Below are 16,508 nucleotides of genomic sequence, written 5' to 3'. Positions count from 1 at the left end.
GCGTCATCGGGGCCGTTTGGAGAATCGGAGCTGGCTGGAGAATCGGAGCTGGCTGGAGAGCCGGAGCTGGCTGGAGCGGCTGCCCCGGGAATGGGGGAACCTGGTTCCGCTGGGGCTGCTCCGGCCCTCTTTTGTGGGTGAGCGCCGGCGCTATCTTCGGCGCCGGGGAGTTGGTTGAGGAGGGTGAGTGCGGGGACGGTGAGGTGGACGGTGGCGTTGATGCCGCGGTATCCGGTTCCGGTGTCGATGTTCCCGTTGCAGGTGTGGGTGAGGAGGTCGGTGAGTACGTCGGCGCGGAGTTGGGTGAGGGTGCGGGGTTCATCGGGTGTCTGGAGGCCGCGGGCTCCGGCGTCGAGCCTGTTGTAGATTCCGCAGGCTTGTTCGGCCGGTAGATAGGCGCTGAGCCAGGCCATGCCGTCGGGGGCGGGTTCGAGGAGTACCCGGCGGTCTGCGGTGGCACGAGTTGTGCGGATGGGCGCGGCGTCGGGGTGGAGCAGTTCGCGGAGGCCTCGGGCGTGGCGGGTGAGCTTGGGGACCGTGGACTGCTCGGCTTTTTCGACGAGTTCCTGTTCGAACTGGGCTACCGAGTCTGCGGGAACACCGACGCATTCCTCCACCACCGTGGTGGCATGCCGCCACGACAGCCTGCCGGACTCGAGACCGAGGAAGGTCCGCGGATAGGCATGGATGAGGCGTTCGCTCTGCTCCACGAGCGTTCGCGCCGTGCGGGCCGGCAGGCGAAGGACCGCACCGATCTCTTCTGCCGCCCATAAGGAGGATTCCTCCTCGGCGACAGCGGCGTCGTCGTTCCGGTAGAGGGATTTGAGCCGGTAGTGTTCCCGGATCCGGTTCACCAGCTTGGCTTTCTGCGCCTCAGCCCAGGATTGAAGCTCGGACACCAGAGCAAGTGCCTCCACGGCATGGGGCAGATCGAAGGAATCCACCGGCGGAAGCTGCACCCGCCCACGCGGACCAGACGCTGCTGGATCGGCAGAGCCCTCCCACACTGAGGTCAGGCCGAGACGCGCACCCTCGTCGGCAACATCAGCTGCCGGCGCACCGGCGCCGGATCCGAACTGCTGCTCCGAAAACCTCATGACCCAAGTCCATCACCCACCACCGACATTTTTCCCGAACACCAGTTCGATAGCTACGTAGTGGCAGGCAATCCTGCGTAGGTCACCCCGGTGAGCTCTTCGCTCACCGACCACAGCTTCGCTGCAACGTACTCGTCCAGGACTGACGGGGCCGGCGCAACGAGAACCGGTTTCCCCCGCGTTTCACCAGGCCCATTCGGACCGTAGTAGTCGCCGCCGTGCACCTGCGCTCCGGTCGCGGCGAGCAGGACCGGTGCGGCGCCGTCGACATCCGACTGCCCCATGACACGGAAGAATCCGCCCATCAGGTCAAGGACCGCTGCGCCGCGCATGCCGGCTGTGAGGTTTGTCGTCGAGAGTCCCGGGTGGGCTGCCGCGGCGATCAACGGCCAACCGGCTGCACGGACGCGGCGGTCGAGTTCCATGGTGAACAGCAGGTTCGCCAGCTTGCTCTGGTTATACGCGCGCCATGGACGGTAGCGGGAATGCGCATTGAGATCGTCGAAGTCGATCCGCCCGCGTCGATGCGCCAGCGACGAGACTGTGACCACCCTCGCCCCCGGCGACCGGCGCAGCGCATCCAGCAGCAGCCCGGTCAGCGCAAAGTGGCCGAGGTGGTTGATTCCGAACTGCTGCTCAAAGCCGTCTGCCGTTCGCCTCAGCGGTGTGGCCATCACCCCTGCGTTGTTGACGAGGATGTCCAGGGGACCGTTCCACTCACGAGAGAAGGACCTCACCGATCCGAGGTCCGCCAGATCGAGGAGGCGCAGCGTGAGCGAGGCACTTCCCGAAGCTTCACGAGCACGCTGCAGGGCTATTGCGCCCCGTTCCTCGCTGCGGCAGGCGAGTACCACCGACGCCCCGCGGCGGGCCAGGCCGATGGCGGTCTGCAGCCCGAGGCCGCTGTTTGCGCCGGTCACGACGGCGGTCTTGCCGTCCAGACGAGGGTCGCCGGAGCTTTCAGGCATGGAGCGATTCACAGGGTGTGCCTTTCTCGTCGTACCGTGTTACAGCCAGTGTTTCAGACCGGCACACCCCATCCCTCATCGAGATCCGCCAGGAGCTTCGCCGAATGAATCGAACAGTGACGGCTCAGCTGACCGCCCGCACACGAGCCGGTACGTCAATGGCTTTCTCGGTGGCGGTTGCGCGCAATGACGGGTATACGGCGCTTGCTGAAACGCTGGAGATCACAGCGAATGGCGAGGCGGTGGAACCGGCAGTAGTCGAGGACCTGCACGGCGGGCTTCTCCATACGCTGACGCTGGAGGAACCGGCCACGCTTGAGCTGAACTACCGAGCCGAGGTCTCAGGGACAGCCACCGCAGCCGAGCGAACCGAGGCTGATCTCATCCGGTACGTGCGCCCCAGCCGGTACTGCGAATCGGACAGGCTGCTGCCGACCTCGTACGGGCTGTTCGGCAGCCTGCAGGGTACAGAGTTGCTGCAGGCCGTCCGCGAATGGGTGAGCGGAAACATCAGTTATGTGTCCGGATCTTCCCGCCATACCGACGGCGCCACGGACACGCTGCTGGCCCGCCGGGGCGTCTGCCGGGACTATGCCCACCTGGTCATTTCGCTGCTGCGCGCCAAGGACGTCCCGGCACGCCTGGTGTCGGTGTATGCGCCGGGCCTGACGCCGATGGATTTCCATGCAGTAGTGGAGGCGTGGGTGGACGGCGCCTGGCATGTCGTGGACGCAACCGGCCTGGCTCCGCGGACCAACCTGCTGCGCATCGCCACCGGGCGTGACGCCTCGGACACGGCGTTCCTTTCCACGGTCGGCGGTAGCCTCACCCTGGACACGATCAAGGTCACCGCCACCGCAGATATCCTGCACGACGACGACGGCACCTCACCGGTGCAGCTCGGCTAGCGTCTGGCGGAGCGGCCAGTAGGAGGAGAGACGGCACCTCACCGGTCCAGCTCGGCTAGCGTCCGGCGGAGGGACAGCTACATCGAGGGGTGAGTACCGCCGTCGTCCTCCAGACCAGCCCTGATTTTCGAGGTCAGGGCAAGCAGCTGCTCCATTTCTTCCTCGTTCAGGAGCGGGCCCAGCAGGGCGTGGATGCTGCGGACGTGAGCCGAACCGATTTCGCGCTGCAGGCGGCGCCCTTCGTCGGTCAAAGCGAGAAGGACGCCGCGCTGGTCATCGGGAGCCTGCCTGCGTTGAATCAGCCCTTTGTGCTCCAGGCGTTCCGCCATACGGCTCAGGCTCGGCTGGCTGATCAACAGGTGGCTGTTCAGTTCATTCAACCGGGTCCAGCCGGTGGGACAGCGGCTGAGGTTGAAGAGGACGTCGTACTCGCCGATCGCAAGCGCCGCGAAGGAGGGGTCCCGGCGCAGCCTGCGCATCACCGCCACCTGCGCCCGGAAGAGAGACTCCCAGGCATCGGCGGTGAGACGCAGCGGCGTGGCTGGAGACTCAGGCATTGGCGGACACCGCAGCCTTCCGGTTCTCGAACGTCGGGGGAGCAGGCACTGAAGCGGGAGTGCGCTCGGCGAACTCCTTGCGCAGGGTCGGCAGGACGTCGGATCCGAACAGGTCCAGCTGTTCCAGCACCGTCTTCAGGGGAAGGCCTGCGTGGTCCACCAGGAAGAGCTGACGCTGATAATCGCCGAAGAACTCACGGAAAGTCAGCGTCTTGTCGATCAGCTCCTGCGGGCTGCCCACCGTCAGCGGGGTCTGCGAGGTGAAGTCCTCCAGCGACGGACCGTGACCGTAGACCGGCGCGTTGTCGAAGTAGGGACGGAACTCGTTGACGGCGTCCTGTGAGTTGGGGCGGATGAAGAACTGGCCTCCCAGCCCGACGATGGCCTGCTCAGACGTCCCGTGGCCGTAGTGCGCATACCGTTCACGGTAGAGCGAAATGAGCTGCTGGTAGTGCTCCTTGGGCCAGAAGATGTTGTTGGCGAAGTATCCGTCCCCGTAGTAGGCGGCGATTTCCGCGACCTGTGGAGTGCGGATGGAACCGTGCCAGACAAATGGTGCAACGCCGTCGAGCGGTCGCGGCGTGGAGGTGAAGTTGTTCAGGGGAGTGCGGTGCTTGCCTTCCCAGGTGACCACGTCCTCGTCCCAGAGCCGGCGCAGCAGGTGGTAGTTCTCCACAGTGAGGTCAACGCTGTCCTGCGGGTTCTTGCCGAACCAGGGATAGACAGGCGCCGTGTTCCCGCGCCCCAGGATCAGGTCCACACGGCCGTCGGCGAGATGCTGCAGCATCGCGTAGTCTTCTGCGATCTTGACGGGGTCATTGGTGGTGATCAGCGTCGTCGAAGTGGAGAGGATGATGCGGGAGGTCTGCGCCGCAACGTATCCCAGCATGGTGGTCGGGGAGCTGGGCACAAACGGGCGGTTGTGGTGCTCGCCTGTTGCGAAGACATCCATTCCGACGTCCTCGGCGTGCTTGGCGATGGTCACCATGGCCTTGATGCGTTCGTGTTCCGTGGGTGCTGTGCCGGTGGTGGGGTCAACAGTTACGTCGCCGACGCTGAAGATACCGATCTGCATGGGATTCCTCCTCCTAGAAGTACATGCATTTGCATCTACTGTACTCCGTAACCAACCTTCTCGGGGATTTGTTCCCACGTTTCCGGTGCCTCATTGCGCTTCTCCCGCCGTCCCTCGACCAGCCGGTACAGTACCGGAACCAGCACCAGCGTCAGCAGTGTGGAGGAAACAAGACCGCCGATAACGACGACGGCAAGCGGCTGGGAGATGAACCCGCCTTCTCCGGTCAGCCCCAAGGCCATCGGCGTGAGCGCGAAGACCGTCGCCAGCGCCGTCATGAGAATGGGACGGAGGCGTTGCCGGGCGCCGCGTGTAATTGCCTCCGCGACGCTGAGCCCGGGCGAACCGTTCCGGGGTTGCCGGTACTGGTTGATCAGGTCAATCAGGACGATCGCGTTGGTCACCACAATCCCCACCAGCATGAGCATCCCGATCAGTGACGGCAGCCCCAGCGGAATCCCGGTGATCACCAGCAGTGCGATCGCGCCGGTCGCGGCAAACGGCACCGAGACCAGGAGGATCAGCGGCTGGATCAGGCTCTTGAACGTTGCCACCATGATGACGTACACAATCGCAACCGCCGCCCAGAGGGCAAGGAACAGCTGCCCGAAGGAGTCGGCCTGCTGTTCGGCAGCGCCCCCGAGCGTGGCGGTTGCACCGGCGGGCAGGCTTACGCCGTCCAGCCGTTCCGTGACCGCGGCGGTCAGGGCGCCAAGATTGTCGCCCGACGGCGTGATCGAGACCTGCGCGGTCCGCTCGCCGTTGGAGCTTGTGATCGTCAGGGGAACCTGCACCTCCTCCACGGTCGCGACATCCGTGAGCGGAACCGGCCCTGCCGGGGTGGGCAGCGAAAGATCCCGCAGCTGCTCCAGGCTGGAGATTTCGGTTCCTTCACCGATCAGGATGGGGTAGTCGGTGGCTTCAAGCCGCACGGTGCCGCCGGGAATGGCGCTGACGTTTCCTCCCAGCAGCGCGCCGATCTGCCCCTCGCTCAGGCCCGCGCGCACGGCGGCGGCACGGTCCACGCTCACCTGGACCTGCGGCTGCGCCGCGGCCAGATTGGATGTGACATCCCGAGCGCCGGGGACACCCTGCAGGGCAGCGACGACGGCGTCAGTTGCTTCGGCGAGGATGTCCGGCTCCGGAGCGGTGATGTTAATATCCACGGTGCTCGACGTGCCGAACCCGCCCTGCTGAGTGGACAGGGAGATCTCTCCTGCCTCCTCAAGTTGATTGAGCGCCGCGCGGACCTCGTTCTGCAGCTCCTGCTGGTCGGCGTCTTCCTCGGTGGTCACCGTGAACTGTGCCGTGGCGGCGCCGGCGGAGAAACGCGCTCCAAGTGCACCCGATGCGTTACCGACAGTCACCTGGACGTCGCGGATGTCCTCGAAACGGGCGAGGACCGCTTCCACCCGTTCCGCTTCGGCAACAGTGTTCTCCAGGCTTGAGCCGGGCTGCTGGCGCTGGCTGATGCTGAAACTGTTCTGCCCGGTGTTGCCCAACAGATTTGTCTGCATGAACGGCACCAGCGCCACAGTGCCCGCCAGCACCAGGACTCCCGCCACGACGGTCCAGACCGGACGGTGCTGGGTCACGCGAAGGATGGGAAGGTACCCGCGCTGCAGCCAGGACCGCTGCTCCTTCTCCTCCGCCAGGTAGCGCTGCCCGGCGGCACCGGCGGCACCGGCGGCACCGGCGGCACCTGCGGCACCTGCGGCACCGGTTGCCGGGTCCGAGGGGTCGGCCGCAGGAATCGTCCGGGGGAGGAACCAGTACGCCAGCACCGGGACGATGGTCAGCGAAACGGCCAGCGACGCGAGCAGCGCGATGGTGACCGTCAGGGCAAACGGACGGAACAGCTCGCCGGCGAGGTCCCCGACAAAGGCGATCGGAGCGAAGACAGCCACCGTCGTGAGGGTGGAGGCGGTGATCGCACCGGCGACCTCGCGGATGGCGGTCAGGATTGCGGAGCGTTTGTCTTCCCCGTAACTGAGGTGCCGCTTGATGTTCTCGATGACCACGATGGAATCGTCCACCACGCGGCCGATCGCAATGGTGAGCGCACCCAGCGTCAGGATGTTGAGGGAGTAGCCGGTTGCCCACAGCCCGATGAACGTGATCAGCAGCGACAGCGGTATGGACACCGCCGTCACCAGGGTGGAGCGGGCGGAGAGGAGGAACACCAGAATGACGACGACGGCGAATCCCAGTCCCAGCAGGCCCTCAGTGGTGAGGTCGGCAATGGAACGTTCGATGAACGGCGCCTGGTCAAAAATGACTGTAATGGCCGCGCCGTTCCCCAACTCGGCCTCAAGCTCGGGAAGGAGGGCCGTGACCGCGTTGGAGAGCGTCACCGTATCTGCCGAGGGGACCTTCGTCACGGTGAGGGCCAGCGTCTCGACGCCGTTGGTGCGTGTGACCGAGGTGGCGTCATCGTCGGCTATGGACACCTCGGCGATGGAGCCAAGAGTGACCGCGCCGCCGGAACCGGATCCGGGATCGGGATCGGACGGGAGGATAGGCAGGGCACGGATGTCATCGAGCGACGTGATGGGGCTGCCCGCCTGGATCGTCAGGGACCGTTCGCCTTCTTCCAGTGTGCCGATCGGGAACAGTTCGCCGTTGTTTTCCAGGGCGTCGACGATGTCGCCGGTTGCGAGCCCTTCTGCCACGAGGTCATCCTCTCGGGGCAGGATGGAAATATGCTGCCCGGCGCCGCCGGTGACCTCGGCGCTGCGAACCCCCTCGACCTTCTGGAGCCGCGGCACGGTAAGCCGGCTCAGCTCCTCGCCCAGCTCACTCAGCGGCTGGTCGGAAGAGACGGCCATGAAGACGACAGGCAGGTCATTGATGCTGCCGGCCAGCGACTGGGGTTCAACGTCCTCCGGAAGCAGGGGCCGCACCGTCGAGATGGCGCGGTCCACCTGGCCGCGGGCACGGTCCAGATCCGTGCCGTACGCGAACATGAGACTGACGGTCGAGACGCCGCTGCGCGAGGTTGCGGAGGACGACTCCAGTCCTTCAACCCCGCTCAGCGCACTCTCCAGCGGCTCGCTGACCTGCTTGTCCAGATACTCCGGGCTGGCACCGGGGAGCGAGGACACGACGGTGATCTGCGGGAACTCCAGCGACGGGATGAGCTCCTGTTTCAGGGAACCCATGGTGATGACACCGAACACCGCCGCGAAGACGGTGATGAGAGCAATCAGTGCACGGTTCCCCAGGGACAGCTGAGCCAAACGGAACATCAGTTCTGCCTTCTGCGGGCAGCCAGTCCTGGCGGCGCCGCGGTCTATGTGAGTCCGAGTACCCTGTCAGTCATTGACTGGATGTCATCGGCAAGGGACTCGTTCTCGTTGAGCTTGGTGCCGTAGCCGGGAATCATTTCCTTCAGCTTCGGCTCCCAGGCAGCGATCTGCCCGGGGAAGCAGCGACGCATCAGCTCGATCATGATCGGTGCTGCTGTCGACGCTCCCGGGGAGGCTCCCAGCAGGGCACCGACCGTGCCGTCTGCCGAGGTGATCACCTCGGTGCCGAACTGGAGGACGCCGCCCTTGCCGGGAGCTTTCTTGATGACCTGTACACGCTGTCCCGCGGTGATCAGTTCCCACCGGTTCCCGTCAGCTGACGGGACAAACTCGTTGAGGTATTCATTCTTCGCCTCCCGCTTCTTGAGCACCTCGCTGATGAGGTACCTCGTGAGCGGGATGTTGTCCTTGCCGACGGCGAGCATGGGCAGGAGGTTGGACGGACGGATTGTCATCGGGAGGTCCAGCAGCGAGCCGCGCTTCAGGAACTTGGTTGAGAAACCCGCATACGGACCGAACAGGAGGGACCGCTCACCGTTGACGTAGCGGGTGTCCAGGTGCGGGACGGACATGGGAGGGGCACCCACTGAAGCCTGTCCATAGACCTTGGCGTTGTGCTGGCTCACTGTGTCCGGGTTGGTGCAGCGCAGGAACTGGCCCGACACCGGGAATCCGGCGAAACCGCGGCCCTCGGGAATGCCGCTCTTCTGGAGGAGATGCAGCGCCCCGCCGCCTGCGCCGATGAACACGAAGCGCGTGTTCACGGTGTGTTCCTGGCCGGTGGCCCGGTTGCGGACGGTGACATCCCAGCGGTTCTGGGATGTCTTGGAGAGGTCGGTGACGTCGTGTCCGTAGCGCAGGTCGACGTCGTTCTCGCCGAGGTAGGTTGTGAGACCGCGGGTGAGTGCACCGAAGTCCACGTCGGTGCCTCCAGCGACCCGCGACGCGGCGACAGGCTGCGAGGCAGGCCGCTCCTTCATCAGCAGCGGCGCCCATCCGGCGATCGCGGAGTGGTCGGTAGCGAATTCGATCGACTTGAAGAGCGGCTGCGCGCGAAGAGCCTCGTAGCGGCGCCGCAGGTACTCCACGTTGCCCTCGCCCCACACAAAGCTCATGTGCGGGACGGCGTTGATGAAGCTGCCCGGATCGCCGAGATGGCCGTTGGACACCATGTGCGCCCAGAACTGCCGTGAGACCTGGAACTGTTCGTTGATGGCAACCGCCTTGGCGGGATCCACCGAACCGTCCTTGGCCGCCGGCGAGTAGTTCAGTTCGCAGAGTGCGGCATGCCCGGTCCCGGCGTTGTTCCAGGGGTCCGAGCTTTCCAGCCCTGCACGGTCCAGACGCTCGAAGAGGGCGATGCTCCAGTCAGGCTGCAGCTGCTTGAGGAACGCCCCGAGGGTGGCGCTCATGATTCCGCCGCCAATTAGAACGACGTCGGTGTGGTTCGCGGGCTTTCCCGCCTGGCTGTCAGCAGTCACGATGGTCTCCAATAGCAAGGGCGCTAGCCCTAGAAGCGTAGCCTCTGGGGCAGACGTTCCGTAAATTGGAAGACCTTGCCGGAGGGGTGATTCTGGTCCCACTGGAGAACCGCCACGCGGACGGTTCAGCTTCCGGCAGGGGCGGTGGGCTGCTCGACGTCGGCAAGGTCAATATGGTTGAACACTTCGTGCATGACGGGGCTTACGGGGTAGCTGAGCACCCGCGGAGACACCACCGCAGCGGAGATCGGGAAGGCCAGCGGAACCGCCGGAATGTCGACGGAGATGCTCTCGCTGATGTCCCGGTAGGCGGCCGCGCGCTCGTCACCGTTGGGCAGGGTGACAGCGCGGGCGATCTTGCTGAAGAGCTGGTTGTCGCGGTAGGCGAATTCCTCGCTGTAACCGCCGAACAGGGCACCGGCGAAGTTGTCCGGATCCTGGTAGCTTCCGCTCCATCCAAGAAGGTGGAACGCGCGGTTGTCATCCTGCTGGACGGTTTGGAGGTAGCCGTCCGACCATGCGGTGGGCACGGGCTGGATATTGAAACCGGCTGCTGTGAGCTGGCGGCTCAGTTCGGCGTATACCTTCTCCGGTGACGAAAGGTACGGCCGCGCCACGTTGCGCGGATAGTGGAAGGGGAGGGGTTCGCCGTCGTATCCGGCCTCCTCCAGGAGGTCCCGCGCGATCTCGGGGCTGTACTCATACTCTGCAACCTCCTCGCTGGTTACCCCCAGTTTGGGAGGCAGGAACTGGTTGGCCGGACTGGTTCCGTTGAGGAAGCGCCCCTCGATGAGTGCAGGCTTGTCGATCGCGTGGGCGACCGCCTGCCGGAAGAGCTCATCGTCGACGCCGGGGAAGTCCTGGTTCATGCCGAGGTAGAGGACCGAGTAGGGATCCCGTTGCAGGATCTGCTGCCCCTCGCGCGCGAGCTCCGCGGCGTTGTCCACCGTCACCAGATCGTAGCCGTCGATTTCTCCGCTGAGCAGGGCGCGCAGCCGTGCATCGGTATGGGGAATGGTACGGAACGTCACCGTCTGGATTTCACCGGGAACGCCCCAATAGTCCTCGAACGCGCTGAGGGTCACTTCGCCGTCGGACCACGTTTCGAAAGTGAACGGACCGGTTCCCACCGGGCTCAGCGCGAATTCGGACAGGTTCCGGCCGTCCCGTTCCACCGTCAGCTCGTTGGCGTTGAGCTCCGCGAGGGCCTTCGGAGACGCCATGCCGAACGCGGGCAGCGCGAGCGCGGGGATGAACGACGTCATGACTCCGGACAGCCGGATGAGGACCTCGTGCTCGCCAAGCGGCTGGCAGGATTCATACACGGACTCCTCCGGTGAATCGGAGAAGGCGTTGAAGACGGACTCGAAGGCGATGGTCGAATCCAGGACCCTGGTGTCGGCAGGCATGGTGTACCAGCGCTCGAAGTTGGCGCAGACGGCCTCGGCGTTGAAAGGCTCGCCGTCGTGGAAAAGAACGTCCTCGCGCAGCTGGAAGGCGTAGGCCCGGCCCTCATTGCGTTCCTCCCAGGAGGTCGCGAGGAGCGGTGCGGGCTCGGATGTGAGCGGGTCGATCCCGACCAGGCCCTCGAGCATCTGCCGGGTGATCCGGTATGACTCGGTGTCAGCCACCAGAGCCGGATCAAGACCGGTGGGATTGGCCGCTGTCCCAAAGGTGAACGTACCGGTGGTGGTATCTCCCACGGGCACAGGTGATTCGGCTGCTGTGGTGGGCGCCGGCGTCGTCGCTGTGGGCATCGGTGTGGCCGCGCTGCATGCGGTGAGTCCAAGGACAGCTGTCGCAGCAACCGCCCGGAGGGCAAGCCCCGTCAGCGGACGACGGCGGTGCGTGGGGCTCGCTGGCATGGTCTCCTCGGGGCGCGCCTGGAGTAGGCAGGAACTGCGGACGGAAGCTTCAGTCTAAGCCACGAGGCTGGACGGACGCTGATGACGGTTCCGGAGCGGGCAGTGGGAGAACGAGAAAAAAGGCGGGTATCCGCACCTGGGTGCAGATACCCGCCCGTGTCCCTGATTCCGATTAGAGGAGTCGAATCAAGGAGCCTGTTGGCCTGATGGGGCCGATATGGACCGTATTACTGGGCCGGGGGCATCAGGATGGAGTCGATGAGGTAGACCGTGGCGTTGGCGGTCTGGACGCCGCCGCAGATCACAGCAGCGTTCTCTTCGCCGACGGTGATGGAATCGCCTTCGCCCTCAACAGTTACCTCGGCTCCATTGACCGTGGTGTGGGTGCCGGCGACCTCGTCAGGGCTCAGCTGGCCGGGAACCACGTGGTAGGTGAGGATGCCGGTGAGGAGGTCGGCGTCGGTCTGGAGGGCCTCGACGGTTGCGGCATCGAGGGCGCCGAACGCTTCGTCGACCGGTGCAAAGACGGTGAACTCGTCACCGTTCAGGGTGTCCACGAGGTCAACATCTGGGTTCAGCTCGCCGGAGACAGCCGCGGTCAGCTGGGTCAGGAGCGGGTTGTTGGACGCGGCCACAGCTACCGGATCCTGGGCCATGCCGGCCACTGAGCCGTCGCCGTCGGGAACCTGCTCGGCGTAGCCTTCGCAACCGGGGCCGACGAGGTTGGCGGCGGGGTCCATGGCCTCGTCCGTCATCTCTTCGGTCATCTCGGGAGCCGAGGACTCCGTGGTGCTCGACTCTGTGGTTTCCGCTGCACCCGGTGCTGCTTCCTCGCCACCGCCGCATGCTGCCAGGCCAAACATGGCGACAGTTGCGACACCGAGTACGGAAAGGTTCCTGCGCTTCAGAAGTTCCATTTCATTTCTCCTTCAAACAATTCGACCCCCACGGCGAACGCGATGGTCTTTTACCGGACGAACACATCGTGTCGATGTCTCACGGTTAGTTCGGGTGGGAAATGGGAGTGGATTGGTGGAGTTTGAAAAAAGATTGCTGCAGACCCGATACGGCCTGAAACAGAATGGCTCCCGGCCAGGGCCGGGAGCCATTCTGATGGTGCGCAAGGGGGGACTCGAACCCCCACGTCCGAAGACACTGGAACCTAAATCCAGCGCGTCTGCCAATTTCGCCACTCGCGCGTGGGGTACGCCTGCAGGCTGGGCCGTGCGACGCACCCTCCATTGTACTCAGGTCGCTGAAGCCCCCGCGCTGGATTACTTCAGTGAGTTTCGACGGTCAGACGGTCAGCTGATCCCCAGGTCGCGGCGCAGTTTAGCGACGTGGCCGGTCGCCCTGACGTTGTACTGGGCAAGCGCTACGTGCCCGGCGCCGTCCACCACCACCGTGGAGCGGATCAGGCCCTCATAGGTTTTGCCGTAATTCTTCTTCTCTCCCCAGGCACCCCAGGCGTCAGCCACTGCGTGGTCCGGGTCGGAAAGCAGCGGGAAGGTAAGAGTTTCCTTGTCGCTGAACGAGCGGAGCTTTGCCTCCGCGTCAGGCGAGATGCCGATGACCCGGTACCCGGCAGCGGCGAGCGAGGCAAGACTGTCCCGGAAATCGCAGGCCTGAGTGGTGCAGCCAGGGGTGGCAGCCGCCGGATAGAAGTAGACGACCACGTTCTCGCCCGCAAAGTCACCAAGCGAAACTGCGGAACCATCAGCGGAGGTGAGTGTGAAGTCCGGTGCGCGGTCTCCGGGCTGGAGTCGTTCAGACATGGGCGCCTCTCTGTCAGGTCGAATGTGTGGGTCTGAGCCGGAACTTCGACACTTCGACGAAGCTACGGATCGAGCCGTAGCAATCATATGGGGATTGATGTCACGGCCCCCACGGGACTCCACGGGATTCCACGCGTCCACTGGACTGCACGGCCTCTACGGGGTTCCACAGCACCAAGGGGACCCCACGGGACTTCACCAGTGGTGCGGTTCCCGCAGCTGGAAGTATCCCGCCAACGGAGTGAGCGGGGTGCCGCTGAAGATAGGTCCAGCAACCGGCGGGCAAAGAAAAACTCCCGCCGGGCCAGTGCCTGACGGGAGTTGTTTCTTCAGAAGTGCACCCCCCGGGACTCGAACCCGGAACCCATTGATTAAGAGTCAATTGCTCTGCCAGTTGAGCTAGAGGTGCCTGCGGAAATCCGGCCTGACCGCCTTCCGCAACAGCACTAAACTCTACCAGCAGTCTGACGGAAAATTGAAATCGGGGCACCGCATGTGAGCTACTGCATTTCGACGCGAAGAATCCGCGAACCGCCAGTCTCATTGGTGGCGATCAACAGCCCGCCGTCCTCGCCGGCGATGGTGTCCCGCAGGCGGCCATAGGCGCCGTCGAAAAAGCTTGCGGGCTCTCCTGCAGACCCGTCAGCCAGCGGGACCCGCCAGAGCCGCTCTCCGCGAAGACCGCCGATATAGGCGACGTCCCCGACAATGGCCATCCCACTGGGAGACGACGTTGCCGTGGATGGCCAGACAACCCGCGCGTCAAGGAATCGCTCCTCACCCGGAGCCCCGGTGACAAGAGGCCACCCATAGTTCCCTCCGGGCACAATGAGGTTCAGTTCGTCGTCCCGGTCCGGGCCGAACTCGCTTGCCCAGAGACGGCCTGTGGAGTCCCATGCCAGACCCTGCACGTTCCGGTGCCCCAGTGAGTACACGGCGGAATCGAAGGGATTCCCGGGTGCGGGTGCGCCGTCCGCAGTCACGCGAAGGATCTTTCCGCCGAGGCTTGCGGGATCCTGGGCAAGCGAGGCGTTGGATGCATCACCGGTGCCGATGTAGAGGTACCCGTCCGGACCGAATTTGATGCGCCCTCCATTGTGGATGTTCGCCCGCGGAATGCCGGTCAGCACCGCTGCTGTTTCACCCAGCCCGTTCCCGTCGTAGGACATGCTCACTACACGGTTGTCGGTGGGACTTGTGTAGTAGAGATACAGCCTCGGAACATCGGAAAAATCGGGCGGTACCGCCACTCCGAGCAGCCCGCCCTCGCCGCCCGAAGACAGCGCATCCTCCACCACGCCGATGACTTCCACCCGGCCGTCGACGAGACGCTTCACCTCGGCAGTGTCCCGCTCGGTGATGATGAGTGTTCCGTCCGGCAGCAGCGCCATCGCCCACGGGACTCCGAGGCCTGCCGCCGATTCTGCCGTCACGGCCGGATCAGGCAGTTCGGACGGTTCCGGTGCAGGAGTAGGCGCGGCCGGACCGGACCCGTCCGTTGCGGATGGGGCGGCATCGGGCTGCTCAACGACGGGGGCAGGTTCAGGACCGCCTTCGCAACCGGTCACACCGGCGAGAAGGCAAAAAATTGCCGCCATACCCGCGCAGCGCCGACCGGCTGAGCGATATCGACGCCGGATGACGGCCCGCACCCCAGGAGGGCCGGCGGACATCGGAGGGAGAGGAAGCAACGCCCCTTGTGATGAGCCCCTGCCGCCGTCCCGCTTTCCGTGCCCCGCGGCCCGCATGACCGACACGTTACGACGACGGAATACAGCTGTCCATAGGCGTTGACTCGTGGATGATGCGCGTAGGAGGTACAAAAGAGTCATTTGGTGATGCGCGCGTAGCAGTGTGTGAAGCCTGGACGCGGGTCCCGCTACGCTGATCGCATGACAGCTCCTGCCATCCGAACCGTGACAGTGCCCGACCACGACCTTCTTCAGGCCCTGCAGCCGGCCCCGGAAGGGATCACCCTCGCTGTGTGGGACTTCAAAAGTGCACCCGACGGCGCCGATCTTCAGGACGTCGAGATGGCGGTGCTGCCGTATATGGACAGGGGTGATCTCACCGAGCCGCTGCAGTCAGCACCGTCGCTGAAGCTGGTGCAGACACAGTCAACCGGCTACGAAGGAGTGCCCCAGATGGCGGGGGAAGGGGTCGCCGTGTGCAGCGCGGCGGGAGTCCATGCCGCTGCCACCGCCGAGATGGCCGTGGGACTCGCCATCGCATCGCTTCGCGGTATCGATGTGGCAGTGCTCAATCAGCGCGAGGGCGTATGGAAGCCTGCACGCTTCAAGGGGCTTGCGGACCGCCGGGTACTGCTGCTCGGAGTAGGCGGAATCGGTGAGGAAATCGCAAAGCGGCTGGACGCGTTCGAGGTGGAGCTCACCAGGGTCGGGAGCACCGCCCGCAGCGATGAGCGCGGACACGTGCACAGCAGTGATGACCTGGTTGAACTGGCCGCCCGTCATGACGTCCTCATCATCATCACGCCGCTGTCGGACTCCACACGCGGGCTGGTCGGCAGGGAAGTGCTCGCGGCGCTGCCGGATGGTGCGCTGGTGATCAACGTGGCAAGGGGCCCGGTCGTGGACTCGGACGCGCTGACCGCTGAAGTGGTCAGCGGGCGGCTGCACGCCGCCGTCGACGTCTTTGACCCGGAACCGATCCCTGCCGGCCATCCGCTCTGGACGGCGAAGAACGCAATCATCACCCCTCACAATGGCGGCAATACCGGAGCGTTCTGGCCGCGTATCGTGCGGCTGCTGCGGCGGCAGCTGGAGGCGCTCGCCGAAGGACGGGAGCCGGAGAATCTGGTAGTGCGCGGAGCCTGGGGCGACGGACGCACCGACGGCTAGCTGTGATGTCCGGGGAGGTTGTCCCGCCGGGAAGCGGCCCCGGTTAGGCCATGGCGACGAAGGCCTGCATGAACAGTTTGAAGTCGGTGTAGTCGTCCGATTGTTCGAGGTGCAGCTCCCTGCCGGGCGTGGGACTGAAAGTCACCTCCGGCTGGACTCCGAAACGGAATGTCCTGCCCGTATTGGTGCCCACCTCGTAATCTCCGTCCGCGAGCTGAACGGCATGGGAGAGGTTGGTCATGTTCAGCTCCACGGGTACTCCGCCGCCTGTGAGGGTCTGCCCGTTGACGGGGGCCACCATGATCTCGGCCGGTTGCCAGCGGTAGCCGATGACGTAGTACTTGGGCCTGTTGACCCGGACACCCGCGGCGTCCCGGCCCTCCCGGCGTTCGTTCGAGGCGAAGATCAGGTTGTAGTCGCCGTAATTGAGGATCTGCGAATCGAAAATTCCCCGCAGAATGTTTTTCAGGGCGTCGCTTCCAGGCTCGTCGGGGTGAGCGTGCGACAACTGGGGGGTCATGTTCCGGCCTGGGTAGGGAATGTGCCCGCGGGAGGCTGGTTGGTGTGCAGCTGCCGAGGCGGCCGCAGGTCCGCGCCGACTACCCTACCCGAA

Annotated in this window: 13 protein-coding genes and 2 tRNA genes; 2 read left to right on the top strand and 13 right to left on the bottom strand. The window is 64.9% G+C overall.

What is annotated here, in order from left to right; all coding sequences use genetic code 11:
- Both X803_RS20865 and X803_RS0102430 read right to left on the bottom strand, forming a co-directional pair.
- Positions 1-1,097, bottom strand: a 1,097-nt coding sequence (locus X803_RS20865; RefSeq protein WP_026543882.1) for a DUF222 domain-containing protein, incomplete at its 3' end; no start/stop codon positions are given.
- 53 nt (positions 1,098-1,150) lie between these two features.
- Positions 1,151-2,065, bottom strand: coding sequence for an oxidoreductase (locus tag X803_RS0102430; RefSeq protein ID WP_035777536.1), 915 nt, complete (start codon positions 2,063-2,065; stop codon positions 1,151-1,153).
- A gap of 104 nt (positions 2,066-2,169) precedes the next feature.
- Here X803_RS0102430 and X803_RS0102425 point away from each other — a divergent pair, with 104 nt between their 5' ends.
- On the top strand, positions 2,170-2,973 hold the full coding sequence (locus X803_RS0102425; RefSeq protein WP_026543880.1) for a transglutaminase-like domain-containing protein: 804 nt from the start codon (positions 2,170-2,172) through the stop codon (positions 2,971-2,973).
- A 77-nt stretch (positions 2,974-3,050) separates the two neighbouring features.
- Here the strand turns inward: X803_RS0102425 and X803_RS0102420 are convergent, their stop codons facing one another.
- The 10 genes from X803_RS0102420 to X803_RS17305 all read right to left on the bottom strand — a co-directional run bounded on the left by X803_RS0102420 (position 3,051) and on the right by X803_RS17305 (position 14,467).
- Positions 3,051-3,530 carry a MarR family winged helix-turn-helix transcriptional regulator gene (locus X803_RS0102420; protein ID WP_026543879.1) on the bottom strand — a complete coding sequence of 160 codons (480 nt, stop codon included), beginning with the start codon at positions 3,528-3,530 and terminating at the stop codon, positions 3,051-3,053.
- The gene (locus X803_RS0102415) at positions 3,523-4,605 is read right to left on the bottom strand and encodes an LLM class flavin-dependent oxidoreductase (RefSeq protein ID WP_026543878.1); all 1,083 of its coding nucleotides are present in this window, start codon (positions 4,603-4,605) and stop codon (positions 3,523-3,525) included. The genes X803_RS0102420 and X803_RS0102415 overlap by 8 nt, the downstream gene beginning before the upstream one ends.
- A gap of 35 nt (positions 4,606-4,640) precedes the next feature.
- The gene (locus tag X803_RS17310; protein WP_084033288.1) at positions 4,641-7,853 is read right to left on the bottom strand and encodes an efflux RND transporter permease subunit; all 3,213 of its coding nucleotides are present in this window, start codon (positions 7,851-7,853) and stop codon (positions 4,641-4,643) included.
- Positions 7,854-7,897: 44 nt separating this feature from the next.
- Positions 7,898-9,406 carry a malate:quinone oxidoreductase gene (locus X803_RS0102405; protein ID WP_275450933.1) on the bottom strand — a complete coding sequence of 503 codons (1,509 nt, stop codon included), beginning with the start codon at positions 9,404-9,406 and terminating at the stop codon, positions 7,898-7,900.
- A gap of 113 nt (positions 9,407-9,519) precedes the next feature.
- Positions 9,520-11,259, bottom strand: a complete 1,740-nt coding sequence (locus X803_RS0102400; RefSeq protein WP_026543876.1) for an ABC transporter substrate-binding protein — start codon at positions 11,257-11,259, stop codon at positions 9,520-9,522.
- Positions 11,260-11,486: 227 nt separating this feature from the next.
- Complete coding sequence (locus X803_RS0102395) at positions 11,487-12,176, bottom strand: fasciclin domain-containing protein (protein ID WP_026543875.1); 690 nt, start codon at positions 12,174-12,176, stop codon at positions 11,487-11,489.
- A gap of 197 nt (positions 12,177-12,373) precedes the next feature.
- A tRNA-Leu gene (locus X803_RS0102390) sits at positions 12,374-12,458 on the bottom strand.
- A gap of 105 nt (positions 12,459-12,563) precedes the next feature.
- Positions 12,564-13,034, bottom strand: coding sequence for a thioredoxin-dependent thiol peroxidase (bcp, locus tag X803_RS0102385; RefSeq protein WP_026543874.1), 471 nt, complete (start codon positions 13,032-13,034; stop codon positions 12,564-12,566).
- 336 nt (positions 13,035-13,370) lie between these two features.
- Positions 13,371-13,443: transfer RNA gene (locus X803_RS0102380), tRNA-Lys, on the bottom strand.
- Positions 13,444-13,534: 91 nt separating this feature from the next.
- A complete protein-coding gene (locus X803_RS17305; RefSeq protein WP_253907375.1) occupies positions 13,535-14,467 on the bottom strand; it encodes a PQQ-dependent sugar dehydrogenase in 933 nt (310 codons plus the stop codon).
- Between the two features lie 459 nt (positions 14,468-14,926).
- On the opposite strand from X803_RS17305, the gene X803_RS0102370 reads away from it, so the two are divergent.
- A complete protein-coding gene (locus X803_RS0102370) occupies positions 14,927-15,895 on the top strand; it encodes a 2-hydroxyacid dehydrogenase (RefSeq protein ID WP_035777534.1) in 969 nt (322 codons plus the stop codon).
- A 43-nt stretch (positions 15,896-15,938) separates the two neighbouring features.
- On the opposite strand, the gene X803_RS0102365 is transcribed toward X803_RS0102370, so the two are convergent.
- Entirely contained in the window at positions 15,939-16,415 is a 477-nt protein-coding gene (locus X803_RS0102365; RefSeq protein ID WP_051470369.1) for a hypothetical protein, read from the bottom strand.
- Positions 16,416-16,508 lie beyond the last annotated feature (93 nt).

Source organism: Arthrobacter sp. 35/47 (assembly GCF_000520475.1).
Lineage (GTDB): Bacteria > Actinomycetota > Actinomycetes > Actinomycetales > Micrococcaceae > Arthrobacter_D > Arthrobacter_D subterraneus.
Note: the sequence above shows the minus strand (reverse complement) of the source record. Positions and strands in the feature narration are given on the sequence as shown.